This window comes from Radicibacter daui, from assembly GCA_030657355.1.
Taxonomy (GTDB): domain Bacteria; phylum Pseudomonadota; class Alphaproteobacteria; order Radicibacterales; family Radicibacteraceae; genus Radicibacter; species Radicibacter daui.
In genome coordinates this window covers 487,973-511,221 of record CP131056.1, presented here as the reverse complement: position 1 = coordinate 511,221, position 23,249 = coordinate 487,973, and the positions used below count along the sequence as shown (strand labels likewise).

The following is a 23,249-nucleotide window of genomic DNA, read 5'->3' as shown; positions in this document are numbered from 1 at the left end:
GGAAAGCCGGCTTTACTTACTCGCCCGGTTGCCAGCCGGGCGGCGCCATCTCAAAGCTGGAGAAAGTAAAGCCCGGCGCGACCGTGCAGCCAACCAGCGTCCAGGCGCCGGTACTGCGCGCCGTCTGCCACCAGTTGGCAGGGACGACGAGATGCGGCCGCTCGCCGGCGGCAATATCGAGCCCCAGAACCTTTGTCTCGGCCGTCTGTCCGTCCGCACTGAGGCCAAGGTCCAGCGGCGCGCCGGCATAGAAGTGCCAGATCTCGGCCGCGTCGGTCACCCGATGCCAATGCGAAAATTCACCGGCGCGCAGCAGATAATAGATATGGGTGCTGGCCGGCCGCCCGCCGGCCGGCAGCGGGTCGGCCCAGAGCTCGACATAATGTCCGCCTTCCGGGTGCGGCTGCATGCCAAGGGCACTGATAAGCTCGTCCGGCTCCAGTCGCAGGGCAGAGAACGCAGGCATCACCATCACAGCACCGGAGCGGTCGAGACATAGCCGGGCCGTTCGGCGAGCGCTGCATGCCACGCCTTGAGCCGCGGCCAACGTTCGCGCCAGCCGACATCGGCAAACCGCAGGTCAAAATAACCGAGCAGACAGGCCGCCGCGCATTCGCCCAATGTCGGCTCGCTGCCCGGCACGGCAAAATCCCCCTTTGCCGCTTCCGCCTCCAGCAGCGCACCGGCATTGGTCATGGCGCGCAGCTGCCGCTCCCGCCAGCTGGGCGAACGCTCCCCCTCGGGCCTGAGGCTCTCGCGCATGGCAAGAACACCGGCGCCGATGGCACCATCGGCAACTGCCTGCAGGTAAAGCTGGCGACGACGTGCCACACCGGCGCGCGGCAACATCCGGGTCCCGCGCTCGCCGGCCATCTCGCACAGCGCATCGCAAATCTCGGCGCTTTCGATCAGCGTCTCACCGGTTTCCAGCACAAGGACAGGAATCTTGCCGAGCGGATTGACGCCATAGATCGCGGCATCCTCCCACGGGTTGATGGTCTTGCGCTCAACCTGGTCCGAAAGGCCGAGTTCGCTCAGTACGATGGCGACCTTGCGGCCAAAGGGGGTGGTGGCGCTGGTATAAAGGGTGAGCATGGGGGCAAAGACCTTTTCGGGACCGCAAGGGACCGCGGGGAACAGGAGGCTAGAAGCTGTCCTTGGCTGACCGCAAGTGTGCAAAGACAGCGGCCGGCGGCTTGCCGGCAAGGCCGAGCGCGGCAGCAAGGGCCGGATCGTCAGCACGCAGGAAGGGGTTCTGCCGCTTCTCTGCCCCCAGGAGGGCCGGCAGCGTCATGGCACCCGCGGCCCGCAGCCGGTCGATCTCCGCTGCGCGGGCCTTGAGGGCCGCATTGTCCGGGTCGACGCTGAGGGCGAAACGGGCGTTGCTCTGCGTATATTCATGCCCGCAGAAGATGCGCGTCTCATCCGGCAGGGCCCGCAACTTCAAAAGCGAGGCCCACATTTGCTCCGGCGTGCCTTCGAACAGGCGCCCGCAGCCCAGCGAAAACAGCGTATCGGCCGAAAACAGCGCCTTGCCGGCCTCAAACCAGAACGAGATGTGACCGGAAGTGTGGCCGGGCGTTGCAAATACGCGGGCCACGAGGCCCCCGAGCCGCACCGTATCTTCTTCCCCCACCGGCTCGTCGATACCGGGAATGCGCGCCGTATCGGCGGCAGGGCCGATGACATGGGCGCCATACCGCGCCTTGAGCGCGGCAAGGCCGCCGATATGATCGCCGTGATGGTGGGTGATGAGGATGTGCGTAAGGCCAAGCGCCCGCGCCTCGAGCCAGGCTTCTATTGGCGCGGCCTCGCCCGGATCAACCACAGCGACAACGGGGGCAAGGCCATTGCCCCCTTCATCCCGCAGGATCCAGGCATAATTGTCATTGAGGACCGGGATCGCTTCGACGGACAGCATCGCTTTTTCCCCTTCGTCGGGCCCCATCATCGGGCCGGCATGCCGGTTGGCACTGACAAAGCCCATAGCGCACATGTTAGGCTCGGGAAACCATGTCCAGAGACGTTATCGATCTGCGCGACTTTTATAGCGGCCGATTGGGGCTCACGGTTCGCCGTGTCCTGCGCGGCCGCATCCGCGACCTGTGGCCCAATGTGCGGGGTGAGGTGGTGCTGGGCCTCGGCTTCGCCACGCCCTTCCTGCGCCAGTTCCGCGACGAGGCGGACCGGGTGATTGCGCTGATGCCGCCGGAGCAGGGCATCCTCGCCTGGCCGGCGGAAGGGCCCTATTGCGTGGCGCTGGCCGACAACGGCGAATTGCCGCTGCCCGACTTTTCCGTCGACCGCGTGCTGCTGGTGCACAGCCTCGAACATTCCGGCAATGCCGACCGTCTGCTGTCGGAAGTGTGGCGGGTACTGACCAGCAGCGGACGGCTGATGGTGGTAGTGCCCAACCGCACGGGCCTGTGGGCGCGCACCGACCGCACCCCCTTTGGCTTCGGGCGCCCCTACAGCTCCTCGCAGCTGCATCAGTTGCTGCGCAATGCCCAGTTCATTCCCGAAAGCACCGGTTACGGGCTGCACATTCCGCCGGCGCGCAGCCGGCTTATGCTCAAGGCCTCCGGCGCGTGGGAAGATATCGGCGCCCGCTGGTTTGCCGGTATCGGCGGCGTCGTGATCGTGGAGGCGGGCAAGCAGATTTATGCCCGCCCCAGCGCCGGCAAGGCGGAGCGGCGCTATGCCCGTCCACGCCTGCTGCCGGCCATTACCGGTAACGGGGCTGCACGCCTGCCGCGGGAACCCTCGCTCACCGCCCGCCGCAAGGGGCGGGAATAAGGCGGAAAACACTGCAAAAGCGGCGATTCCGCTTTGATTTTAGCCGGGCCGCGCTCTAGGAATAACCCTCTTGCATGAGAGGGTCCGACGACCGTTTCCCGCCCCCCGCGAAAAGTCGAGTTTCCATGCCGCAGCAACCGCCCGCCCTTCCGGAAATCCGTGAGCGCATCGACAACATCGATGACCGCATTCTGGAGCTGCTCACCGAGCGTGCCGCCATCATGGACGAGGTGACGGCCGCCAAGAAGGCGGCAGCGGCCGAGGGCGGCGAAGCTGCGCCTGCGCAGGCTCCCGCAATCATCCGGCCGGCGCGCGAGGCGGAAATACTGCGCCGCCTGCTGGGCGGTGCCACCGGAAGCGTGCCGAAATTCACCATCTTTGCGCTCTGGCGGGAGATCATCTCCTCCTTCTCCACGCTGCAGGGCCCCTTCAACATCGTGACCTATGACGACCGCGCCGATGGCGGGCTCGGCAATGCCGCGCGCGATCATTTCGGTGCCACAGTGCCGGTGCGGGCGGCCAACAGCGCCGTTGCCGCCATCCGCGCGGTAAGCGAGGCACGGGCAAGTGCCGCGGTACTGCCGATGCCGCAGGAGGGCGAAGGCTCGCCCTGGTGGCCGCTGCTCTTCACCAACGAAGCCGGCGCCCCCCGCATCATTGCCCGCGTCCCCTTCCTGCGGGCGCCGGCGAATGGCGGCCGCCCGCGTGCGGACGGTTTTGTGGTGAGCCTTGCCCCGGCGGAGGAATCCGGCAGCGACCGTACGCTGCTGGGCATCGAACTGGTGGGCGATCTCAGCCGCAGCCGGCTCAAGGACACACTCATCAAGGCAGGCCTGCGTCCGCAGAACTTCCTCGCTTCCTTCGGCGAAGCAGAAGGCGGCGTTGCCATCCAGCTTGTCGAGACGGACGGCTTTGTCGCCGGAAACGATGCACGCCTGAAGGATGCCGTGACCCTGGCCGGCGGCGCAGTTGACCGCATCCTGGTCATTGGCAACTATCCCGTTCCCTTTCAGCCCTGAGGCAACCGAGAAAATGTCCACCAAGCCGCAGCCCCTGCCGGGGGTCCTGGAACTGATCCCCTATGTCGGTGGCGAGTCCAAGGCCGAGGGCAACCAGCGCATCATCAAGCTCTCTTCCAATGAAGGCGCGCTCGGCCCCTCGCCCAGCGTCGGCGCCGCGCTGGAGAAGATCGCTGGCGAGATGCACCGTTACCCTGACGGGGGCAGCACGGAGCTGCGCGAGGCCATCGGCCAGCGCTGGGGCCTCGATCCGGCACGCATCGTGTGCGGCGCAGGCTCGGACGAGCTGATCACCCTGCTGGTGCGCGCCTACTGCGCCCCGGGTGACAATATCGTCTACAGCCAGCACGGCTTCCTCATGTACGCGATCAATGCGACCGCTGCCGGCGCCGCCTCTATCGCCGTGCCGGAGAAGAATCTGACGGCCGACATCGACGCGATCCTGGCTGCCGTCAACGGCCGTACGCGCCTTGTTTTCCTCGCCAACCCGAACAACCCGACCGGTTCGGTGGTCGATAGCGAGACAGTGGCACGCCTTGCCGCCGGCCTGCCGCCGCATGTCATCCTCGTGCTCGATGCCGCCTATGCCGAATATGTGAGCGGCAACGAGTACAGCGCCGGCGCCGAGCTGGTGGACCGCCACCCGAATGTGGTGATGCTGCGTACCTTCTCGAAGATTTTCGGGCTGGGCGGCGTGCGTCTCGGCTGGGCCTACTGCCCGGGCGACATTGCCGATGTGCTGAACCGTGTGCGCAGCCCCTTCAACGTCTCGCTGGCTGCCCAGGCCGCTGGCGTGGCCGCGCTGGCGGACCGTGCCCACATGGATGCGCAGAAGCGCAACAATGACGAGATGCTGCCCTGGTTCGCGGGCGAAGTGGAAAAGCTGGGCCTCAAGCCCTGGCCGAGCGTCGGCAATTTCCTGCTCGTCGATTTCCACGATGCCGGCAAGGCAGAAAGCGCACGCCTTGCCCTCAAGGCTGACGGCATTCTCGTGCGCCAGATGGGCGGCTACGGTCTTGGCACCTGCCTGCGCGTCACCATCGGCGTGCGTGAGGAGATGGAGGCTGTCGTTGCCAGCCTCTCCGCCTGGGCCAAGCAACAGGGCAAGGGCTGATGGCTGCCGGCATTTCCCATCACCCGGCTGTCGACGCGCCGGTTTTCGATACTGTCGCGCTGATCGGCCTCGGCCTGATCGGCTCGTCTCTCGGCCGTGCGATCAAGAAGTGGGGGCTTGCCCGCAAGGTGGTGGGCAGTGCCCGCACGCAGCCGACCATCGATACCTCGCTGAAGCTCGGCTTCATTGACGAAGGCTATATCGATCCGGCCGATGCGGTGCGTGAGGCCGACCTTGTCGTGATCTGCACCCCGATGGGCGCCTACAAGGCCATCGGCGAAGCCATTGGCCCGGCCCTCAAGCCCGGTGCCATCGTCAGCGACACCGGCTCCACCAAGGCCTCGGTGATCGCCGATCTTTCTCCTTCACTGCCCGCAGGGGTGGCGCTGGTGCCGGCGCATCCGGTGGCCGGTACCGAGCATAGCGGCCCGGAGGCCGGCTTTGCCGAGCTTTATATCGACCGCTGGTGCATCCTGACACCGCCGGAAGGTAGCGATCCTGCCGCCGTGGCCAAGGTTGAGGCGCTGTGGAAAGGCTGCGGCTCCAACATCGAGATCATGGAAGCCGGCCATCACGACCGCGTGCTGGCCGTCACCAGCCACGTGCCGCATCTCATCGCCTACACCATCGTGGGCACGGCGCAGGATCTGGAAACGGCAAGCGCGCAGGAAGTCATCAAGTTCTCGGCCGGCGGTTTCCGCGACTTCACCCGTATTGCCGCTTCCGACCCCACCATGTGGCGCGACGTCTTCCTGCACAATCGCGGGGCGGTGCTGGAGATCCTGCAGCGCTTCAGCGAGGATCTGACGGCGCTGCAACGGGCCATCCGCTGGGGAGACGGCGAGCAGCTGCACGCCTTCTTCACCCGTACCCGGGGCATTCGCCGCAAGGTTATCGACGCCCGCCAGGCCCAGCCGGAAACACCGAAGAAGGCAACCGAAGGCGGCTGACACCGGAGTGGACGGGCGTCTGGCTCAGGCCAGCAGGCGCTTGACCTGCTGGTCTACGGCGCCCGCAAGATCCCGGGAGAGCCGTGCGAGCGTGTTGGCTGCCGACACGATGGCGTCGGCGGCGTTGCGGGTTTCGGCGCTGACGGAGCGGATGGAGCCCAGATTATCCGCCACCGCCACGATGGCGTCGGAGACCTTGCGTGTGCTGCGGGACATCTCCTCGGTGGCCTCGGTCTGCTGGGATACCGACGACATCACGTCGCCATTGACCTCGGCCAGCGAACCGATGGCAGCGATGATCTCGCTGACATCCTTGACCACCTGATCGGTAATCGAGCCGATCTCGTCGATCTTGCCGGCAATCTCGTCCGTTGCCCGCCCGGTCTGGGTCGCGAGAGACTTCACTTCCTGCGCCACCACGGCAAAACCCTTGCCCGCTTCTCCGGCACGGGCGGCCTCGATGGTAGCGTTGAGCGCCAGCAGATTGGTCTGGTCCGCCACCGCATTGATGAGCGACACAACCTCGCGGATCGAGCGGGCAGCCTCGCTCAGCCGGGCCACGTTGCCCTCTGTCGTCCGGGCAATATCGCGCGTGCTGTCGGCAAGACGGGCAGCCTCACCCGTCTGCTCCCGCACCCCGCCGATGGTTGCCGTCATCTCCTCCGCTGCTGCGGCTACGGTCTGGATGGCCGCCCGGGTGTCGTCGGCATCGGAAGAGGCCGTTTCGCTGCGGCGGCTGGTATCGCCGGCAGCGTCATTGACCTTGTCCGACACCTGGCGCAGTTCACCTACGGCGCTGTCGACGGAACTGGCTATGCCTCCGATGGCTGCCTGAAGCTCGCTGGCCACCGTCTGCATGAGGCGGTGCCTTTCGGCTTCGGCCGCCTTCTCCTGCCCTTCGCGCTCCTCGCGCAGCTTGATATTTTCCCGCAGGTTGTCGCGGAAGACGATAACCGTTTCCGCCATGGAGCCAATCTCGTCACGGCGACCTTCACCGGCGATCTTTTCGACCAGCCGTCCGGCGGCCAGTTCACGCATCGAAGTGGAGAGGTCGGCAAGCGAACGCGCGATGTTCCGGCGCAGCAATAGCGAAAAAACGGCGCCGGCAAGCAGCACAAGTGCCGCCGTAATTTCCGCCCAGCGCAGCAGTGCGGCGCCGCGGCTCTGCGCTCTCAGCCGTGCCTCGCGGGTTTCGGTGCTGATGGCCGTGCTGACATCTTCGAGCCCGGCACCGATAGCATCGGACGCGGCGTCGATTTCATCATCAAGCCGATCGAACACTTCCTTTGCCTTGCCCTGGCTGACAACGAGCGGCTGCAGGGTATCAAAGAAGTTGCTGCGCTGTGCCGCAAGAGTCTCCCTGATCCTGGACACGAGGCCGGGCCCGTCCGGCAAGGTCGCAAAAAAGGGATCCTGCAGACTTTGCTCAACGGCCTCGACGGCCCTTTCCACAATCTTGTCACGGCCTTCGATGATCTCGCCGGCATCACGGTCAATGATCGTATCCATCGCCGCGAGCGTGATGGCCTGCACGTCGGCCCGCATTTCCTCGATATGGCCGACCGAGCCCAGCAGCTGATTGGTCGCCATGATATCGCCATCGGCACTCGCCTTGGAAACGGCAGCCTGAACACCGTCGGCCAGCTTTTCGACAGCCCCCGTCAGCTCATCGCCGACCGCATCCATTGCGTCATCAAGTTTGGCAAAGGCATCATCTGCCTTGCCAAACTGCTCCAGCGCGTGTTGGAGATCCTGGGTGATGGCCGCGTCCAGCTTGGCAAAGCCGCCTTCCACCGACGTGATGGCGGCCTCTTCGCCGACATTTGCGGAGCGAAGCGTGGCAATGGCGTCGGCGACGCTTTTCCTGCTTTCCGCCAGACGCTGCTGGCGCTCCGGCGTAATCGTTCCGGCGGCGGAATCAACAAGGCTGTCCATGGCCGCAAGACTGATGCGGTCCGCCATGCGTTTCAGCTCTTCCGTCGCGCCCAGCAGGGATAATGATCGGTCGGCCCGGATGCTTGACTTGTTGACCTCGACCCCAAGAGCCCACAACAGGCCACCAAGAACGATGATTGCGCCGCTATACCCGGCTGAAAGCTGGAGCAGCTTGGTCGAAATACGCATGCAGCCTCTCTTTGTGCGAGAGAGTGGAGGACCCGGCGTGACGGGCTTGCTGCATCTTCGGCTGTAACGGCCGGGGGGCGCATTGCCCAACTTGGCAAAAATTTGTAAGCGCCGGGCCTCGTTCCATTTACAAACGGGCGGATTTTACCGGAAAGGACGCGAGGAGAGCGGATCGGGTACAGCTACCCGGCGAGGCAGCGTGCCTTCCAGCTGGAGCGAGCCGGCGGTGGAGCCAAGCTGGATCAACAGCGGATCGCGCCAGTTGCGCGAATCATGGCGCTCGGCCTCAGCCAGTTCCAGCATCTCGTGCACGAGATCGAGCCCGAGGGCGGAGAGGCCACGCGGGCGGTCCATCATGGTGATGGCACTACGCAGCAGGCGTTTATTGGTCAGGTTGACCACCCGGTTGGACTGGCCGCCAAAGGTGGTCTGGAAAGCGGCAAGCCGGGCCATCGCCTCGAAATAAACCGCTTCGGCCGGCGGGTGGACATCCAGCCGGCGGACCACCGTCTCTACCGACTCCACGATGCGTGCCTCGTCCGTGCCCATCATGTCCAGCGGGCGCCGGCGGGGCGTACGCAGGCGCTTGATGTGCGGCGACAGACGGCCGAACCACAACATGTCATCGACATCGCCGGCCCCGGCAATCTCTACATCCAGAAGATCGATGCGCCGGTCGATGGCGGCCAGCGTCTCCGGCATCAGCACCACGGAAATACGGCTGAGGCTCTCGTTAAGCTCGCGCGAGGCGGCCTCCGCCCCGGCACGCAGCTGCTCGATGGCAAGCACAAGGAAGTGCAGCTGGCGCGTCCAGTCGACCATCGCGCGGCGTACCGGTGTCGGGAACTGCATGGGCGCATGCTTGTCGCGCCCCAGCACCGTCAGGTTACGTTCCAGCGTCTGCTCTATGAAGGCGCAGCCGACCGCGGCCACCGGCGGCAACAGCCCGCGCAGGCGCAGCTGCAGCTGCTCCGGCAGCTCGGTCACGTTGGCGGTCAGCAGCTCGGAGCCATAACCCTGGAAAAAGGCGGCGCCCAGCGGCCACAGGCCGACATCATGCCCGGCAATCCGGCCACCGAGCACGGCATCGAGCGCCGAGACGGCAACGGTAACCGGCTCCTCGGCCTTGCCATTTGCCGGCAGCTCGATCGATTCGAATGGATGTCCAAGGCGGCAGGCTGCTTCCACCGCCGCAGCGAAATAATGCAGGTCCTCATGGCGCAGCGGCCGGCAGGAGAGGGCCAGGTCGCTCTGCTGGTCACGCTCCATCAGCGCCTGGCGCAGCGCATTGATGATCGACATGAAATTGCGCTGCTCGCTGGTCGAACGCTCAAGGAACTCGCCCAGCAGCTCGGCAGCATGCGACGCCAGATTGCGACGGGCGACCTTGGCCTGCTCGCTGCGAATCAGCTCGTCGATGGGGGTATCGGCGCTATGCTGCTCCATCCATTGCTGGATGGCACCGGCTTCCTCGCGCAGCTCGTCGGCGCCTTCATACTGGAGCAGCGCTTCCCAGAGTGCGCTGAAATCATAGAACTGGGTGAGGCCGGGAGCCTGATGGGCGACGCCGGCCAGCAGCGGATCGCGCACCATCAACTTGTCCCAAAGGGTCAGGAACAGGCGGCGCACATGGTCGTGGCGCACACCGTTGATTTTACCGGCAAGCAGGCTCTGGATCGCTCTGGCGGTATCGCCATCGCCGAGTCCCCCGCTGGCGACGGCGCGCCAGAGCTGGGTGCGCGTCGATTCCGGTAACTTGTCCAGTAGAGGATCCAGGCGGGCGACCACCTTTCCCGATCCGGCCTTTCCCGACATGCTCGACAAATGCCCCCGATCAAATCGTCCCTAAAGGCTTGAAATTACAGGCCCCTGTTAACCGTAACGGAGTGTAACATTTTGATATTAAGAAAGTATTAGTTTCGAACGAGCAAGTTACATACGTGATTAGGTTGCACGACCCGTTATCCCTGAAAAGAAACCTGAAGGACGATGCTTGACGGCCCACAAGGGCCTGTCATTGGATGGAACGAAAGAAACCGGTTTCCGGTTGCGGTCGCCGATGCGATTCCGCTCCCTGAAAACCGAATTAGGTGACACCGTTGATTGGCTGAACTGCCCGGCACGGCCTCTATGAGGACAGCGCCAAAAACAAGCAGACGGCCCGGGAGGAAAAATGGTGGTTTCCACAATCGATGACGTCGCCCGTGAGGCCGGCGTCTCCAAAGCTACGGTTTCGCGTGTCATCGCCGGGCGCAGCAGCGTCAATGCCGATCTGGCGCAGAGGGTACGCAGCGCCATGCAGGCCCTCAATTTTCGCCCCAACGTGGTGGCGCAAAGCCTCGCCACCCGGCGCAGCCGAACCATCGGCATGGTGGTGAATGATTTTTACGGCCCCTATTACGGGCTGATGATGACCGGCGTGGAAAACGAGTGCGACGCGCATGGCTACCAGATGATGGTGGCGAGCGGTCACGCCGAAGCCATGCGCGAAAGTGCTGCCGTCAGCCTGCTGCTGCAACGCCAGTGCGAGGCCGTCATCCTGCATGCCGACGGCCTGCAGGACGCCGACCTTGAGGAGCTGGCACACCAGACCGAGGAGCGCATCGTCGTCATCAACCGCCTGGTGCCGGCGCTGGCGGAAAACTGCATCTATACCGACGACCGGACCGGCGGCGCGCTGGCCGCCCGCCATCTGCTGGACCACGGGCACCGCAAGGTTGCCTGCATCACCGGCCCCCTGCGCCTGCACGAGGCGCGCGAACGGCTGGAAGGCTTTTGCAGCACCATGGCCGAAGCCGGCGCCGCCCTTGGCGACGACATGATCATCGAGGGGGATTTTACCGAGCGCGGCGGCAGCCGGGCCGTTGCCGCACTGCTCGACCGGCCGCCCGGCCAGCGGCCGACTGCCCTTTTCTGCCAGAACGACCAGATGGCGGCGGGGGCAATGATGCTGTGCCGGGAGCGCTCGCTGAATCTGCCGCAGGATCTCTCCATCGTCGGCTTCGACGATATCGAGTTTGCCCAGTTTCTCTATCCGCGGCTAACGACGGTGCGCCAGCCGCTGGATGCCATGGGCCGGGTCGCCGTGCGTCATGTCCTGGCAAAAATCGGCCTCATTCCAAGGGCACCGGCAAGCCTCGTCTTCCAGCCCTTCCTCATCGTGCGGGACTCGGTCGCCCGGATCGGTTGAGCCCGGAAGACGGGGAAATGCTCAGCGCTTTTTCAGTTTGATCGCCCCTGCCAGCCGGGGCGGGGCGATGGAGGCGCGCTCCACCAGCGGACATTCCAGTTTCACCGGCGCATGCAGCGGCTGCTCGATGATGTTGCCGGCGAACAGGCGGTCCACGGCCCAGTTGCCCATATCCTCGTGCGGCAACACCAGAGTGGTAAGCGGCGGAGAGAGATGGCGGGAGACTTCCTCGTCGTCATACCCGACGACGGAGACATCGTCAGGAATGTGCAGACCCAGCTCCTTCAGCGCTTCATAACAGCCAACGGCCATACGGTCGTTGGCGCAGAAGATGGCCGTGGGGGGACTGGCGAGCCTCATCAGGGCGTGGGTGTGTTCATAACCCGCGCTCGTCTGCCAGTTGCCTTCGCGCACCAGTTCGGGATCAAAGGGGATGTCGGCCGTCGCCAATGCACGGCGATAGCCGGTCAGGCGGTCGCGCGCTGCATCCATCCACAGCTCACCGGTGATCATGGCGACCCGGCTGTGCCCAGCCTGCAGCAAGGCGGTCGCTGCACGCTGGCCGCCGGCGGTCTCGCCCGGCAGCACGCACGGGAAACGGTTGTCCTCGGTATAACAATTGAGCAGCACCACCGGCTTGCCGCTGTCGATAAGCCGCTGCGGCAGCGTGACCTCACGGGTCATGATGGAGGCATAGATAACGGCATCGACATTCTGCTGCAGGAAAAGACCGAGTGCCGCCGCCTCGATCTCCGGGTCGCCCAGCGTCTGCGAGATTTGCAGCATGTAACGGGCCTTCCAGGCCTCCTGCCGGGCACCCTCGATGGAAACCACCGCCTCCGGCGCCGTGGCCAGCCGGTCGACCAGATACCCGACGGTACCGCCCGTAGGCGGCAATCCTTCAAACAGCGGCGGTAACGGGGCGGCGAAGGGATAACCCAGACGCTGCGCCGCCTCCATTACCCGCTCACGAGTCGCTTCCGAGATCTGGATACCCGGAGTGCTGTTGAGCACCACGGAAACCGTGGATTGCGAGCAGCCTGCCGCCCGGGCAACATCCGTCATCGTGACGTGACGGGTGCCGCGCGGATATCCCACGCCGGCAAGGGTCCGGCCCGCCGGTCGTCCCGGCCCAGTCCTGCCCTCGCCCCCTCGGGACCCATTGCGCGCCATCCGCCGCTCCCGCTACCCCATTGTTCGATTTATCTATTAGCTCGTAATGCGCACTTTCGCGAAAAACAACAAGAAATCCGCGCCGCACCTGCGAGAAAGCCGAACTAATAAATATCTATTGACACCATTAGCCGCGCTTCCATAGCGTTATGTCAAGCGCCGGACGCCTTTGAAGCCGACGCCATAACGGGAGGAGTGACGAACATGAAGACCGTCAAGCTGATGCTTGCCGCCAGTGCCGCGCTCATTATCAGCGCCGGCGCCGTTTCCTTGGCCCACGCGCAGGACCTGCCGCCCCTGGCCAAGAAGGACCACTACAAGGTCGGTTTCGCCCAGTCGGAGAGCAACAACCCCTGGCGCATTGCCGAAACCAAGAGCTTTCAGGACACCGCGCCGAAATGCGGCTGGGACCTGGTGGCGACCGATGCGGCCAGCAGCGCCGCCAAGCAGGTTGCCGACGTCGATTCCATGATCGCCCAGGGCGTGGACGCGATCTTCCTGCCGCCGCGAGAAGAAAAGCCGCTGCTGCCGGCCGTGCTGCGCGCCAAGAAGGCCGGCATTCCGGTCTTCCTCGTCGACCGCAGCGTCGATGCCAACGTGGCCAAGGCCGGTCGCGATTATGTGACGTTCCTCGGCTCCGACTTCATCGACCAGGGCCACCGTGCGGCTGACTGGCTGATCAAGGCAACCGGCGGCAAGGCCAAGATCATCGAGCTGGAAGGAACCACCGGCTCCTCCCCGGCCAATGATCGCAAGAAGGGCTTTGACGACGCCGTCGCCAAGGAAAGTGGCATGACCATCCTTGCTTCCCAGTCTGGCGATTTCGCCCGCGACAAGGGCCGGCAGGTCATGGAAACGCTGCTGCAGGCCCATCCGGACGTGACCGCCGTCTACGCTCACAATGACGAAATGGCCATCGGTGCCATCCAGGCGCTGGAAGCCGCCGGCCGCAAGCCGGGCAAGGATGTGATCATCGCCTCCATCGATGGCACCCGCGATGCCATGCAGGCCATCATCGATGGCAAGCTGGGTGTGACGGTGGAATCGAGCCCCTTCTTCGGCCCGCTCTCCTGCGAGACGATGAAGCGCTATGCCGCCGGCGAGAAGATCGAGCCGTGGGTGAAGGTCTCTGACCGCATCTTCACCATCGACAATGCTGCCGCGAGCATTGCCGGCGCCTATTGATGCGAGCCGGCTTTCGGCGTGACGATAGAGCCGTGCCGAGAGCCGGCACCCTGACCTGACCCTTAAAAAAAGAGGGGCGGCCGACGCGAAATCGCCGGCCGCCCCTCACAGTCAGGCAATAGATAAAAAAGCCAGCCGAGGAAAAGCCGGGCCTAACCGGCACCCTCAAAGCCCGGGGAGGGGCTTTACCGCATGGCCGCTACCAGCGCGACTGCCGACACCGCAGCGCCGGCACCGCTTTTGAGCATGCGGGGGATCCGCAAATCCTTCGCCGGCATTCCCGCTATCGCAGACGGCACGCTGGAAATTGCCCCCGGCGAGGTTCATGCCCTGATCGGCCAGAACGGCGCCGGCAAATCCTCCATGATCAAGGTTTTGAACGGGGCCTATCGCCGCGACGAGGGCGAGATCCTGTTCGCGGGCCAGCCGGTGAGCTTCACCTCCCCGCACGACGCGCAGCTTGGCGGCATCAGCACCATCTTCCAGGAAGTGAATCTGGTCGGTTACCGGTCGGTGGCAGAAAATATCTGCCTCGGCCACGAGCCGAAGCGCTGGGGCATGATCGACTGGAAAGCAGCAAACGCCCGTGCCCGCGAGGTGCTGGCGCGTTTCGAGATCGACATCGATGTGACCCGGCCGCTCAGGCACTACAACATCGCCCTGCAGCAGATGGTGGCGATTGCCCGGGCCGTTTCCTTCGATGCCCGGCTCGTCATCATGGACGAACCCACCTCCTCGCTGGATGACAATGAGACGGAAGTGTTGTTCCGGGTCATTAACAACCTCAAGGCCAGCGGCGTTTCAGTCCTATATGTAAGCCACCATCTCGATGAGCTGTTTCGCATCTGCGACAGCGTGACGATCATGCGCGACGGGCGCACCATCGCCCGCCACCGCATGAGTGAGGTGACAAAGCTCGGCCTCATCGCCGCGATGCTGGGGCGGGACGCCAGCGAGCTGGAGAGCGCCGGCCTCACCGGTTTTTCCCGCGCCGCCCGCGCCCCCGGCGCCGAGGTGGTGCGCACCGACGGGCTCGGCGCCGGCACCCGGCTCAAATCCGCCGACCTTGCCGTGCGCGAGGGCGAGATTGTCGGCCTTGCCGGATTGCTCGGCTCCGGCCGCACCGAAATCCTGCGCGCCTTGTTTGGCCTCGATGCCCATGAGCGCGGCAGCATCCATATCGCGGGCGGCGAGATAAACGAGGCCGACCCGCGCCTTGCGATTGCCGCCGGTTTTGCGCTGTGCCCGGAGGACCGCAAGATCGATGGCATCGTGCCCGGCCTTTCCGTGCGCGAGAACCTGACGCTGGCCCTCCTTCCCCGTCTTGCCCGGCGCGGCGTGCTGCCGGAGGGGGAGGAGCGCAAGCTGGTGGAGAGTTACATCGGCCGCCTGGGCATCAAGACCGCGGATATGGACCAGCCCATCCGCGAGCTTTCCGGCGGCAACCAGCAAAAAGTGCTGCTCGCCCGCTGGATGGCCATGCAGCCGAAGCTGCTGATGCTGGACGAGCCCACGCGCGGCATTGATGTCGGCGCCAAACACGAAATCCAGACCCTGATCCGCCAGCTCGCCGACCGCGGCCTTGCCGTGCTGATGGTCTCCTCCGAGTTCGAGGAACTGGTGGAGGGCGGCGACCGGGTGATCGTCGTTCATGAGGGCCGCACCGTGGAAGAACTGGACGGTGACGGCCTTAGCGAAGACGCGCTGCTGCGGGCGGTTGCGATTGAAGTACCCCCGGCGGGGGAGGCGCGGGCATGAGCGGGACGGCGGATCAGATGGTCACCAAGACGGATACGGCACTGAACACCCCGAAGCCGCCGCGCCGCGCCGGGCTGTTGACGCGCCACGGCACGCTCATCGCCTTTGCCGTGCTGCTGGTGGTCAATGTGGTGCTGACGCCGAATTTTCTGGCGATGCAGACGCTCTACATCAACCTCACCCAGGTCGCGACCATCGCTATCGTGGCGCTGGGTATGACGCTGGTGATTGCGAGCGGCGGCATCGATCTTTCGGTCGGCTCGGTCATGGCGCTCTCCGGCGCGCTCGCCCCGCTCATCTTTCTCTCCGGGTTTGCAACGGCCCATCCGGCCATCGGCCTTGCCGCTGCGTTCATAGTGCCCGTCGCCGTGGCGGCGCTTTGCGGCCTCTTCAATGGCTGGCTTGTCAGCCGTTATGGCGTCCAGCCCATCGTGGCGACGCTCATTCTTTTCATCTCCGGGCGCGGCATTGCGCAGGTGCTGACCAACGGCAACCTGCAGACCTTCTCCAACCCCGGCTTCAGCTTCATTGCCACCGGCCGCCTGCTGGGGCTGCCGGTGCAGGCCTGGCTTTGCCTGGCCCTGGCGGCCGGGGCGTGGTTCCTCGTCAGGCGCACGCTCTTTGGCCGCTACCTGCTGGCCGTGGGCGGCAATGAGCGGGCAGCAAGGCTGGCTGGCGTACCGGTGCGGCGGGTGAAGCTGGTTGTCTATTCGCTCTGCGCGGCATTGGCCGGTATCGCCGGCCTTATCGTCAGCGCCATCAACTCGGCTTCCGATGCCAATCAGGCCGGCCTTTTGATGGAGCTGGATGCCATTGCTGCCGCCGTGGTGGGCGGCACACTGCTGACCGGCGGCAAGGCTCCGGTTTTCAACGTCATCATCGGCGCGCTGATCATCCAGCTGGTGCGGTACACGCTGCTCGCCAACGGCGTGCCGGATGCCGTCGCCCTCATCGCCAAGGCCGGCATCATCATCGCCGCCGTCTATCTGCAACAAAACCGCCGGGACTGACGACCATGGCCGATCTCAACGCCGACCTCTCCCGGCTTTTCAATTTCAGCCGCTTCATGCGCCGGGGCCAGAGCGACCTGCGCACCGGCGGGGTATGGGTGGCGCTGGCGCTGCTCATCCTGTTTGCCGCCCTGCGCTACGACCGGTTTCTGACCGAGTACAACATCTTCAGCTTCCTCTCCTACAACTCGATGTTCGTGCTCATCGCGCTTGGCATGTGCTTTGTCATACTAACCGGCGGCATCGATCTTTCCGTGGGGTCGGTCGCCGCGCTCAGCAGCGTGGTCAGCGCCTTCGCCAGCCCCTATGGCATCGAGGTGGCGCTGCCCGCGGGGCTGGGTGTCGGCATCCTTTGCGGCGTCATCAACGCCTTCATCATCACCCGCATGCGCATCGTGCCCTTCATCACCACGCTCGCCATGATGCTGGCCGCGCGCGGGCTGGCGCTGGTGATATCGGGCAACCAGTCGGTGCCGGTTTCGTGGGACAGCAACTTCACCCAGTTCGGCATGGGCAGCGCCTTTGGTGTGGTGCCCTGGCCGGTGGTGCTGATGGCCGGCATCTTCCTCATCGCCTGGGTCACGCTGGAGAAGCTGCCTTTCGGCCGGCATGTACTGGCCGTGGGCGGCGATACCGAGGCCGCAAAACTCATGGGCCTGCGCGTCGAGCGGGTGCAGTGGGGTGCCTATATGATCAGCGGTGCGGCGGCAGGGCTCGCCGGCGTGGTGCTCGCTTCCGGCTTTGGCGCCGGGCAACCGCTGGAAGGCTTGGGATGGGAGCTTTCCGCCATCGCTTCCGTCGTCGTCGGCGGTACGCTGCTGACCGGCGGCCTTGGCTCCATCCCCGCCACGCTCGCCGGTGCGCTGCTGCTGGGCCTTATCTTCAACATCCTCAATTTCGAGAACGGCAAGGGGCTCATCAGCCTCAGCGCTTACTGGCAGTCCGTCATCCGGGGGGGCTTCCTGCTGGTGGTCATCGTCATTCAGGCACACGCATCCCGCTTCTCCCACGGGAAACCCCGTGCGGGCTGAAGGCGCCTGAATAACGGCGGACCATCAGCCGCTGCCGGCCCTCTCCCTTACCGGGAAGGCCGGCAGCGGCCGGGAAGCCCGGTGAACCGGGCCGTCAGGCAAAAGCCTCGATGAGGGCAAACTGGTCGACATCAACCAGACCCTTGTCGGTGATCTTGAGGTGCGGGATGACCGACAGCGGCAGGAAGGCGAGCAGCAGATAGGGCTCCGGCAAGGTGCAGCCCATCTCCTTCGCTGCGGCGCGGATTTCCACCAGCTTCTTTTCCACCACATCAAAAGGCTGGTCGCTCATCAGGCCGGCCACCGGCAGCGGCAGCTCGCCGACGATCTTGCCGTCCAGCACGGCAACGAAGCCGCCCTGGATTTCGGTGAGACGGTTGGCGGCAATCGCCATGTCCTCGTCGCTGGTACCGACGACGCAGACATTGTGGCTGTCATGCCCGACGGAAGAGCCGAGCGCACCGCGCTTGAAGCCGAAGCCCTGCACGAAACCACGCCCGATATTGGGCTTGCCGCCATTGCCGGTGCGGCCATGACGCTCGACCACACAGATCTTGAGCGCATCCTGCGCCGGGTCGGCGGCAACGCCGCCGGCGCTGACTGCCAGCTCTGCCGTGCGCCGTTCGGTGATGATGCGGTCAGGCAGGATGCCGATGAGCGGCGCCTTGACCGTGGGGCCGGCATTGTTGGTGCGGATGGCGAAATCGGACGCTTCCAGCACCGGCAGCTTGACTGACCTGAGGCCAACCGGCGCCACCGGCTTGCGGGCGGCAAAACTGGCATCGGTGACGGACCGGCCATCCTTGATGACCTTGCGCACGCTGACCTCGGCCAGATCTTCCACCAGCACGATGTCGGCACGATAACCCGGCGCAATGAGGCCCTTGCCGCGCAGGCCAAAGCCGCGCGCCGCCGACCAGCTGGCTGCGCGATAGACCGCCGCCACCGGCGCACCGAGGCGGATGGCCTTGCGCAGGGCAAAATCCAGATGCCCCTCATGCGCGATTTCCAGCGGATTGCGATCATCGGTGCAGAAGGAGATGAAGGGAGAATTCACCTCGTCGATCAGCGAGGCGAGCGCCTTGATATCCTTGGTAACCGAGCCTTCGCGCATCAGGATGTGCATGCCCTTGCGCAGCTTCTCGCGCGCTTCCTCAAGCTGCGTGCATTCATGGTCGGTCAGGATACCGGCGCTCAGATAGCCGTTGATGTCATAGCCGCGCACCAGCGGGGCATGACCGTCGATATGGCCGCCGGAAAAGGCGGAGAGCTTGGCAAGGCAGCCCGGATCCTTGAACAGCACGCCGGGGAAATTCATGAATTCGGCAAGGCCGATGACGGCGGGATCGTCCTTGTAAGGCAGGAGGTCGGCGGCAGAAAGATTGGCGCCGGAGGTCTCCAGATGGTCGGTCGCCGGCACACAGGAGCTGAGCTGGACATGCAGGTCCATCACCAGCTCGCGCGCGCTCTGCAAAAAGAACTCGATGCCCTCGATGCCCAGCACATTGGCAATCTCATGCGGATCGCAAATGGCCGTGGTGGTACCGCGCGGCAGCACGCAGCGGTCGAACTCGTGCGGGGTCACGAGCGAGCTTTCGACATGCAGATGGGTATCGATGAAGCCCGGCACGGCGGTAAGGCCGCTGATATCGATCTCCTCGGTACCGGCATAACTTTCATAGGTGCCGACAATGGTGTCGCCGCAGATGGCGATATCGCCCTCGGCCACTTCGCCCGTCACCACATTGAGGAACTTGCCGCCCTTCAGCACCAGATCGGCCGGACTGCGGCCGGTGCCCTGATCGATACGGCGGGCAAGCGTGGCTTCGGTGAACTTCATCATCTGGCTCCAGCGGCGCGGGGTAAGTCCTGTTGCCGACACTGTGTACCAGCACACGGAAGGCCCGCAACCGCCCCTTGGCTGCTCACTGGACGGCACGGCGCCGGCAGGGCTATCTCCTTTCTTCACCAACCTCTCATTGCGAGCTTTGGCAAAATGGATCCGGTGCATGCCCTCATGGCCTTCAGCGTTGCTGCCGGCCTTCTGACCCTGACCCCCGGCCTCGATACTGCGCTGGTGCTGCGCACCGCACTGGTGGAAGGCCCGCGCCCGGCGCTGATGGCGGGGCTCGGCATCTGCGCCGGCTGTCTTGCCTGGGGCATAGCTGCCTCGGTGGGGCTCGGTGCGCTGCTTGCCCTCTCGCAGCTTGCCTATGAGATTTTGCGTTATGCCGGCGCCGCCTATCTGATCTGGATGGGCTTTGGCATGATTCGGGGCGCACTCGGCAAACGTTCGCCGGCCACCCTACCGGGCGAAGATGCCGTTGCGGCGGCCGGCCACCAGTGGCTGCGCCGTGGCTTTACCACCAATCTGCTGAACCCCAAGGTCGGCGTGTTCTACGTAACCTTCCTGCCGCAGTTCATCCCGGCAGGCAGCTTTTCCAACGGGTATGTCATTGCCTTCAGCCTGCTGCTGGCGGGCATCCATGCCGTGATGGGTATCGGCTGGTTTGTGGCGCTGACGCTGGCCGCCCAGCCTTTTGCGCGACTGCTGCGCCATCCGGCCGTCAGCCGGGTGATGGATGCGCTGACCGGCACCGTGCTGCTGGGCTTTGGCCTGCGCCTTGCGCTGGAGCGCACCGCCCGCAACTGAGCGGCTGACGCCACACAAACAAAAAGGGCGCCGAGAACGGCGCCCTTTTCATTTCAGCTTCGAAAGGAAGCCTAGAACAGAACCGACACCGAACGCTCATGGGCGACGCGGTCGATGGCTTCTGCCATCAGCGGGCCAACGGAGACGACGCGGATGTTCTTGCAGGCCTCGACCGCTTCGGTCGGGCGGATGCTGTCGGTGGTCACCAGCTCGGTCAGCGGCGAGGCGGAGATACGCTCCACCGCCTGGCCGGAGAGCACGCCGTGGGTAACATAGGCGGCAACCGAAGCTGCACCCTTGTCCATCAGCGCGACGGCGGCATTGCACAGCGTGCCGGCGCTGTCGGCAATGTCGTCGATGAGGATACAGCGGCGGTCCTTCACATCACCGATGATGTTCATGACCTCGGAGACACCGGCACGCTCGCGACGCTTGTCGACGATAGCGAGCTGGGCATCGATGCGCTTGGCAACCGAGCGGGCACGGACCACGCCGCCGACGTCCGGCGAGATGACCATCACCTGCTCGCCGCGGCCGTACTTCAGCTCCATGTCGCGGCTGAAGAGCGGAGCGGCAATCAGGTTATCGAGCGGAATGTCGAAGAAACCCTGAATCTGGCCGGCATGCAGATCCATCGTCAGCACGCGGTCGGCGCCGGCGGTGGAGATGAGGTTTGCCACCAGCTTGGCCGAGATCGGCGTACGCGGGCCGGTCTTGCGGTCCTGGCGGGCGTAACCGAAATAGGGGATGACGGCGGTGATCCGGCGGGCAGAGCCGCGACGCAACGCGTCGATCATCACCAGGAGTTCCATCAGATGGTCATTGGCCGGCCGCGAGGTCGACTGGATGACGAAGCAATCCTGGCCACGGACATTCTCGTTGATCTCAACGAAGACTTCCTGGTCAGCGAAGCGCTTGATGGTGACCTGGGTGAGCGGCACATGGAGATGTTTTGCAATCTCCTCTGCCAGCGGGACGTTGCTATTGCAGGCAAGCAGTTTCATTGGCGGGCCGCGAGGCTATGTCAAAGGGAAGGGGATAACCCCGGTGCCAGGGAAGGGGCAGCCCTGAGGCGGCCCGTCCTTGAATGCGGCGCACCATAACAGCGCCCCCCGACAATGGCAAACCTGCCGCAGCAATTTCATTTCAGCTTTATGACGAGGGCACAAAACCCTGCCCGGGACGCCGTCAAACCGGCCAGCAACCGACCACCATCAGGCCGACAAAAGCAATGAGCATGAAGGAGATAAGATAAGGCATGAAGCGCAGCGCCGGAAATGGAGGCCAGAAGGGCCGCCAACTGTAGTCCGGCTGCGGTTTTTGCGCTATGTTCGCTGAATAACACCCCCATCCGGAGGCGCTTCATCCGAGCAAACCGGTATGGGAATAACTTTACTTGGTCATCAGCCCCCGCAAACGCCCGCGCATGCCGACATCCGAGGCCTCCCTGCACCTGATCCGCAGCGCCCGCCGCCAGCCAATGCTGAGCGCGGATGAGGAGCGCGCGCTTGCCGAACGCAGCCTTGCCGGCGACGTGCAGGCCGCGCAGGCACTGGCGCTCAGCCACATGCGCGTGGTGGTGATGGCGGCACGGCGCTATGCCCGCCTCGGTCCGGCGCTTGAAGATTTGATGCAGGAGGGCCTTATCGGCCTGATGCATGCGACCGGCCGCTTCCACCCGGAAAACGGCGCCCGCTTTGCCACCTATGCCCGCTGGTGGATTCGCTCCACCATGCAGGACTATGTGGTGCGCAACTGGTCGCTGGTGCGGCCGGGCAAGACGAGCGCCCATCGCTCGCTGTTCTTCTCGCTGCGCAAGCTGGCCAGCACCCTTCTCTCCGGCACCGAAATTCCCGGCGAAGCCACGCTGTCCCGCCTTGCCGCCCGTTTTCGCCTGAGCATCGGCGAGGTGCGCGATCTTGCCGCCCGTATCGCGGCCAGCGACCTCAGCCTCTCCCGCCCCCGCTTCTTTGCCAGCGCCGATGCGGCCGGAGAGACCGCGCCGGACTGGCAGGAAGAGATCGGCTGCGCCATGCCCGGCCCCGACCAGATTGCCGAAGAACGCTCGTTGCAATCCTACTGGAAGGGGCTGGTGGAACGGGCGCTGGAGCGCCTGCCGGGGCAGGAAGCCCTGGTGATCCGCCGCCGCCACCTGACCGAGAGCCGCCTTTCCTTCGAGAAGATCGGCCACGAACTGGGCCTTAGCCGGGACCGCGTGCGTCAGATCGAAGCGAACGCGATGAAGCGGCTGCGCACCCTGCTGGGCGGCACCTTTGCAGGCTGCTTCAGCGGCTAGGCTTCCGTCCGCCCCATCGCCAGGGCAATTGCCCGCCAGAGCGGCTGCCGTCGTAGCGGCAGGGTAATGATGGCACTCACCCCGGGCAGCCCGGACGCCTCAAGCGCCGCCCGTTGCCCCTCCTGACAGGCAAGGATGACCGCCGGCTTGCTTGCCGCCGCCAGCCTTGCGCAGAGCGCCCCCACGTCGTCCACCGCCGCCCCGACACGCAGCAGCACCAGCACGGGCTCAGCTGCGCCAACGGCAAGCCGGGCTGCAAGTTCGACCGGGTCGTCATCTTCCACTGCCCACAGGGCAAGGCCGAGCCCGGCAACCTTGAAGGTACTGCGCAGCCCCTCCGTCCAGCGCTGGCCGAAACCGGCAACGACAAGGCGCGCATCCTCGATGGCAATGGCCGGGGCAAGCGGTGACGGGTCGCGCACCGAAATCGGAATCTCCGCCCAGTAGCAGCAGCCAAGCCCTTCTATCGAATCCGCCCCCGCCTCACCGCCCGCTGCCCGTGCAAGAACCCTGCACCGGGCCAGCGTGAGTGCGGCGGGGCCGGCGGGAACAGGGCCATCCGCTCCAGCGGTGAACAGGGTTGCCAGTTGCTCCTGCGTATAACCGGTACCGGTATCGCTGACTTCCAGACGCAGGAAGGACCGGCCATCGGCCGCTTCGGCAAAATGGCTCGCCGGGCGGGCGCGCAGGCTGATGCCGCCTGCCTCGGTGCGGACGAGCGCATGGGCTGCAAAAGCCCGCAGCAGGGTTTCGATGGCGGCGAAGTCACCCGACAGGGCCTCGGGCAGATCAGGAGCGATATCGGCGAGCAACCGCAGACCACGCGCCTCGGCAGCCGGGGCGGTTTCCACGGCGATCGCCTCGACGGCGTCGCTCAGCGCAAAATCGACAACACCAACCATCTCAGGGTGCAGTTCCTTGCCGACATTTCCCTCAAAGAGACTTTATCC

Annotated in this window: 20 protein-coding genes; 11 read left to right on the top strand and 9 right to left on the bottom strand. The window is 65.0% G+C overall.

Translation table 11 applies throughout. From position 1 onward, the window contains the following. Nucleotides 1-16: 16 nt before the first annotated feature. From QTL98_RS02435 to gloB, 3 genes are read right to left on the bottom strand one after another with little or no spacing between them, the layout of a single operon-like run. Entirely contained in the window at nucleotides 17-466 is a 450-nt protein-coding gene (locus QTL98_RS02435) for a cupin domain-containing protein (RefSeq protein WP_445680646.1), read from the bottom strand. A gap of 5 nt (nucleotides 467-471) precedes the next feature. Then, nucleotides 472-1,095 carry a glutathione S-transferase family protein gene (locus QTL98_RS02430; RefSeq protein WP_445680645.1) on the bottom strand — a complete coding sequence of 208 codons (624 nt, stop codon included), beginning with the start codon at nucleotides 1,093-1,095 and terminating at the stop codon, nucleotides 472-474. A gap of 49 nt (nucleotides 1,096-1,144) precedes the next feature. Further along, nucleotides 1,145-1,921: a hydroxyacylglutathione hydrolase gene (gene gloB, locus QTL98_RS02425; RefSeq protein ID WP_445680644.1), complete on the bottom strand. Its 777-nt coding sequence runs from the start codon at nucleotides 1,919-1,921 to the stop codon at nucleotides 1,145-1,147. A 92-nt stretch (nucleotides 1,922-2,013) separates the two neighbouring features. Here gloB and QTL98_RS02420 point away from each other — a divergent pair, with 92 nt between their 5' ends. The 4 genes from QTL98_RS02420 to QTL98_RS02405 all read left to right on the top strand — a co-directional run bounded on the left by QTL98_RS02420 (nucleotide 2,014) and on the right by QTL98_RS02405 (nucleotide 5,879). Further along, nucleotides 2,014-2,796 (top strand): class I SAM-dependent methyltransferase, encoded by a 783-nt coding sequence (locus QTL98_RS02420; RefSeq protein ID WP_445680643.1) that lies wholly within the window; start codon nucleotides 2,014-2,016, stop codon nucleotides 2,794-2,796. Between the two features lie 125 nt (nucleotides 2,797-2,921). Beyond that, on the top strand, nucleotides 2,922-3,815 hold the full coding sequence (locus QTL98_RS02415) for a chorismate mutase (RefSeq protein WP_445680642.1): 894 nt from the start codon (nucleotides 2,922-2,924) through the stop codon (nucleotides 3,813-3,815). 13 nt (nucleotides 3,816-3,828) lie between these two features. Continuing rightward, on the top strand, nucleotides 3,829-4,929 hold the full coding sequence (hisC, locus tag QTL98_RS02410; RefSeq protein WP_445680641.1) for a histidinol-phosphate transaminase: 1,101 nt from the start codon (nucleotides 3,829-3,831) through the stop codon (nucleotides 4,927-4,929). Continuing rightward, on the top strand, nucleotides 4,929-5,879 hold the full coding sequence (locus tag QTL98_RS02405; protein ID WP_445680640.1) for a prephenate/arogenate dehydrogenase family protein: 951 nt from the start codon (nucleotides 4,929-4,931) through the stop codon (nucleotides 5,877-5,879). Before hisC ends, QTL98_RS02405 begins: the two co-directional genes overlap by 1 nt. Nucleotides 5,880-5,903: 24 nt before the next feature. Here the strand turns inward: QTL98_RS02405 and QTL98_RS02400 are convergent, their stop codons facing one another. Then, nucleotides 5,904-8,003, bottom strand: coding sequence for a methyl-accepting chemotaxis protein (locus QTL98_RS02400; protein ID WP_445680639.1), 2,100 nt, complete (start codon nucleotides 8,001-8,003; stop codon nucleotides 5,904-5,906). A gap of 144 nt (nucleotides 8,004-8,147) precedes the next feature. Continuing rightward, nucleotides 8,148-9,791: a hypothetical protein gene (locus QTL98_RS02395; RefSeq protein ID WP_445680638.1), complete on the bottom strand. Its 1,644-nt coding sequence runs from the start codon at nucleotides 9,789-9,791 to the stop codon at nucleotides 8,148-8,150. A 385-nt stretch (nucleotides 9,792-10,176) separates the two neighbouring features. Here QTL98_RS02395 and QTL98_RS02390 point away from each other — a divergent pair, with 385 nt between their 5' ends. Then, entirely contained in the window at nucleotides 10,177-11,193 is a 1,017-nt protein-coding gene (locus QTL98_RS02390; RefSeq protein WP_445680637.1) for a LacI family DNA-binding transcriptional regulator, read from the top strand. A 21-nt stretch (nucleotides 11,194-11,214) separates the two neighbouring features. Here the strand turns inward: QTL98_RS02390 and QTL98_RS02385 are convergent, their stop codons facing one another. Further along, nucleotides 11,215-12,291, bottom strand: coding sequence for a LacI family DNA-binding transcriptional regulator (locus QTL98_RS02385; protein WP_445680636.1), 1,077 nt, complete (start codon nucleotides 12,289-12,291; stop codon nucleotides 11,215-11,217). Between the two features lie 279 nt (nucleotides 12,292-12,570). On the opposite strand from QTL98_RS02385, the gene QTL98_RS02380 reads away from it, so the two are divergent. The 4 genes from QTL98_RS02380 (at nucleotide 12,571) to QTL98_RS02365 (ending at nucleotide 17,350) form a co-directional block, all read left to right on the top strand. Then, nucleotides 12,571-13,551, top strand: a complete 981-nt coding sequence (locus QTL98_RS02380) for an ABC transporter substrate-binding protein (RefSeq protein WP_510637526.1) — start codon at nucleotides 12,571-12,573, stop codon at nucleotides 13,549-13,551. A 192-nt stretch (nucleotides 13,552-13,743) separates the two neighbouring features. Further along, entirely contained in the window at nucleotides 13,744-15,309 is a 1,566-nt protein-coding gene (locus tag QTL98_RS02375; RefSeq protein WP_445680634.1) for a sugar ABC transporter ATP-binding protein, read from the top strand. Beyond that, a complete protein-coding gene (locus QTL98_RS02370) occupies nucleotides 15,306-16,319 on the top strand; it encodes an ABC transporter permease (protein WP_445680633.1) in 1,014 nt (337 codons plus the stop codon). Before QTL98_RS02375 ends, QTL98_RS02370 begins: the two co-directional genes overlap by 4 nt. 5 nt (nucleotides 16,320-16,324) lie before the next feature. Further along, the gene (locus tag QTL98_RS02365) at nucleotides 16,325-17,350 is read left to right on the top strand and encodes an ABC transporter permease (protein ID WP_445680632.1); all 1,026 of its coding nucleotides are present in this window, start codon (nucleotides 16,325-16,327) and stop codon (nucleotides 17,348-17,350) included. Nucleotides 17,351-17,444: 94 nt separating this feature from the next. On the opposite strand, the gene ade is transcribed toward QTL98_RS02365, so the two are convergent. Further along, the gene (gene ade, locus QTL98_RS02360; protein WP_510637608.1) at nucleotides 17,445-19,190 is read right to left on the bottom strand and encodes an adenine deaminase; all 1,746 of its coding nucleotides are present in this window, start codon (nucleotides 19,188-19,190) and stop codon (nucleotides 17,445-17,447) included. Between the two features lie 156 nt (nucleotides 19,191-19,346). On the opposite strand from ade, the gene QTL98_RS02355 reads away from it, so the two are divergent. Continuing rightward, nucleotides 19,347-20,003 (top strand): LysE family translocator, encoded by a 657-nt coding sequence (locus QTL98_RS02355; protein ID WP_510637525.1) that lies wholly within the window; start codon nucleotides 19,347-19,349, stop codon nucleotides 20,001-20,003. 71 nt (nucleotides 20,004-20,074) lie between these two features. Here the strand turns inward: QTL98_RS02355 and QTL98_RS02350 are convergent, their stop codons facing one another. Beyond that, entirely contained in the window at nucleotides 20,075-21,007 is a 933-nt protein-coding gene (locus QTL98_RS02350) for a ribose-phosphate pyrophosphokinase (RefSeq protein WP_445680629.1), read from the bottom strand. Between the two features lie 422 nt (nucleotides 21,008-21,429). On the opposite strand from QTL98_RS02350, the gene QTL98_RS02345 reads away from it, so the two are divergent. After that, entirely contained in the window at nucleotides 21,430-22,299 is an 870-nt protein-coding gene (locus QTL98_RS02345; protein WP_445680628.1) for a sigma-70 family RNA polymerase sigma factor, read from the top strand. Here the strand turns inward: QTL98_RS02345 and QTL98_RS02340 are convergent. After that, nucleotides 22,296-23,201, bottom strand: coding sequence for a hypothetical protein (locus QTL98_RS02340; protein ID WP_445680627.1), 906 nt, complete (start codon nucleotides 23,199-23,201; stop codon nucleotides 22,296-22,298). The genes QTL98_RS02345 and QTL98_RS02340 overlap by 4 nt on opposite strands. Nucleotides 23,202-23,249 lie beyond the last annotated feature (48 nt).

Excerpts from the sequence above, each read along its gene's own strand:
- QTL98_RS02375 (WP_445680634.1), top strand. The coding sequence starts at position 13,744 with ATGGCCGCTACCAGCGCGACTGCCGACACCGCAGCGCCGGCACCGCTT.
- gloB (WP_445680644.1), bottom strand. The coding sequence starts at position 1,921 with ATGCTGTCCGTCGAAGCGATCCCGGTCCTCAATGACAATTATGCCTGG.
- QTL98_RS02370 (WP_445680633.1), top strand. The coding sequence starts at position 15,306 with ATGAGCGGGACGGCGGATCAGATGGTCACCAAGACGGATACGGCACTG.
- QTL98_RS02415 (WP_445680642.1), top strand. The coding sequence starts at position 2,922 with ATGCCGCAGCAACCGCCCGCCCTTCCGGAAATCCGTGAGCGCATCGAC.
- QTL98_RS02350 (WP_445680629.1), bottom strand. The coding sequence starts at position 21,007 with ATGAAACTGCTTGCCTGCAATAGCAACGTCCCGCTGGCAGAGGAGATT.
- ade (WP_510637608.1), bottom strand. The coding sequence starts at position 19,190 with ATGAAGTTCACCGAAGCCACGCTTGCCCGCCGTATCGATCAGGGCACC.
- QTL98_RS02390 (WP_445680637.1), top strand. The coding sequence starts at position 10,177 with ATGGTGGTTTCCACAATCGATGACGTCGCCCGTGAGGCCGGCGTCTCC.
- QTL98_RS02365 (WP_445680632.1), top strand. The coding sequence starts at position 16,325 with ATGGCCGATCTCAACGCCGACCTCTCCCGGCTTTTCAATTTCAGCCGC.
- QTL98_RS02430 (WP_445680645.1), bottom strand. The coding sequence starts at position 1,095 with ATGCTCACCCTTTATACCAGCGCCACCACCCCCTTTGGCCGCAAGGTC.
- QTL98_RS02420 (WP_445680643.1), top strand. The coding sequence starts at position 2,014 with ATGTCCAGAGACGTTATCGATCTGCGCGACTTTTATAGCGGCCGATTG.
- QTL98_RS02345 (WP_445680628.1), top strand. The coding sequence starts at position 21,430 with ATGCCGACATCCGAGGCCTCCCTGCACCTGATCCGCAGCGCCCGCCGC.
- QTL98_RS02405 (WP_445680640.1), top strand. The coding sequence starts at position 4,929 with ATGGCTGCCGGCATTTCCCATCACCCGGCTGTCGACGCGCCGGTTTTC.
- QTL98_RS02355 (WP_510637525.1), top strand. The coding sequence starts at position 19,347 with ATGGATCCGGTGCATGCCCTCATGGCCTTCAGCGTTGCTGCCGGCCTT.
- QTL98_RS02340 (WP_445680627.1), bottom strand. The coding sequence starts at position 23,201 with ATGGTTGGTGTTGTCGATTTTGCGCTGAGCGACGCCGTCGAGGCGATC.
- hisC (WP_445680641.1), top strand. The coding sequence starts at position 3,829 with ATGTCCACCAAGCCGCAGCCCCTGCCGGGGGTCCTGGAACTGATCCCC.
- QTL98_RS02400 (WP_445680639.1), bottom strand. The coding sequence starts at position 8,003 with ATGCGTATTTCGACCAAGCTGCTCCAGCTTTCAGCCGGGTATAGCGGC.
- QTL98_RS02380 (WP_510637526.1), top strand. The coding sequence starts at position 12,571 with ATGAAGACCGTCAAGCTGATGCTTGCCGCCAGTGCCGCGCTCATTATC.
- QTL98_RS02435 (WP_445680646.1), bottom strand. The coding sequence starts at position 466 with ATGCCTGCGTTCTCTGCCCTGCGACTGGAGCCGGACGAGCTTATCAGT.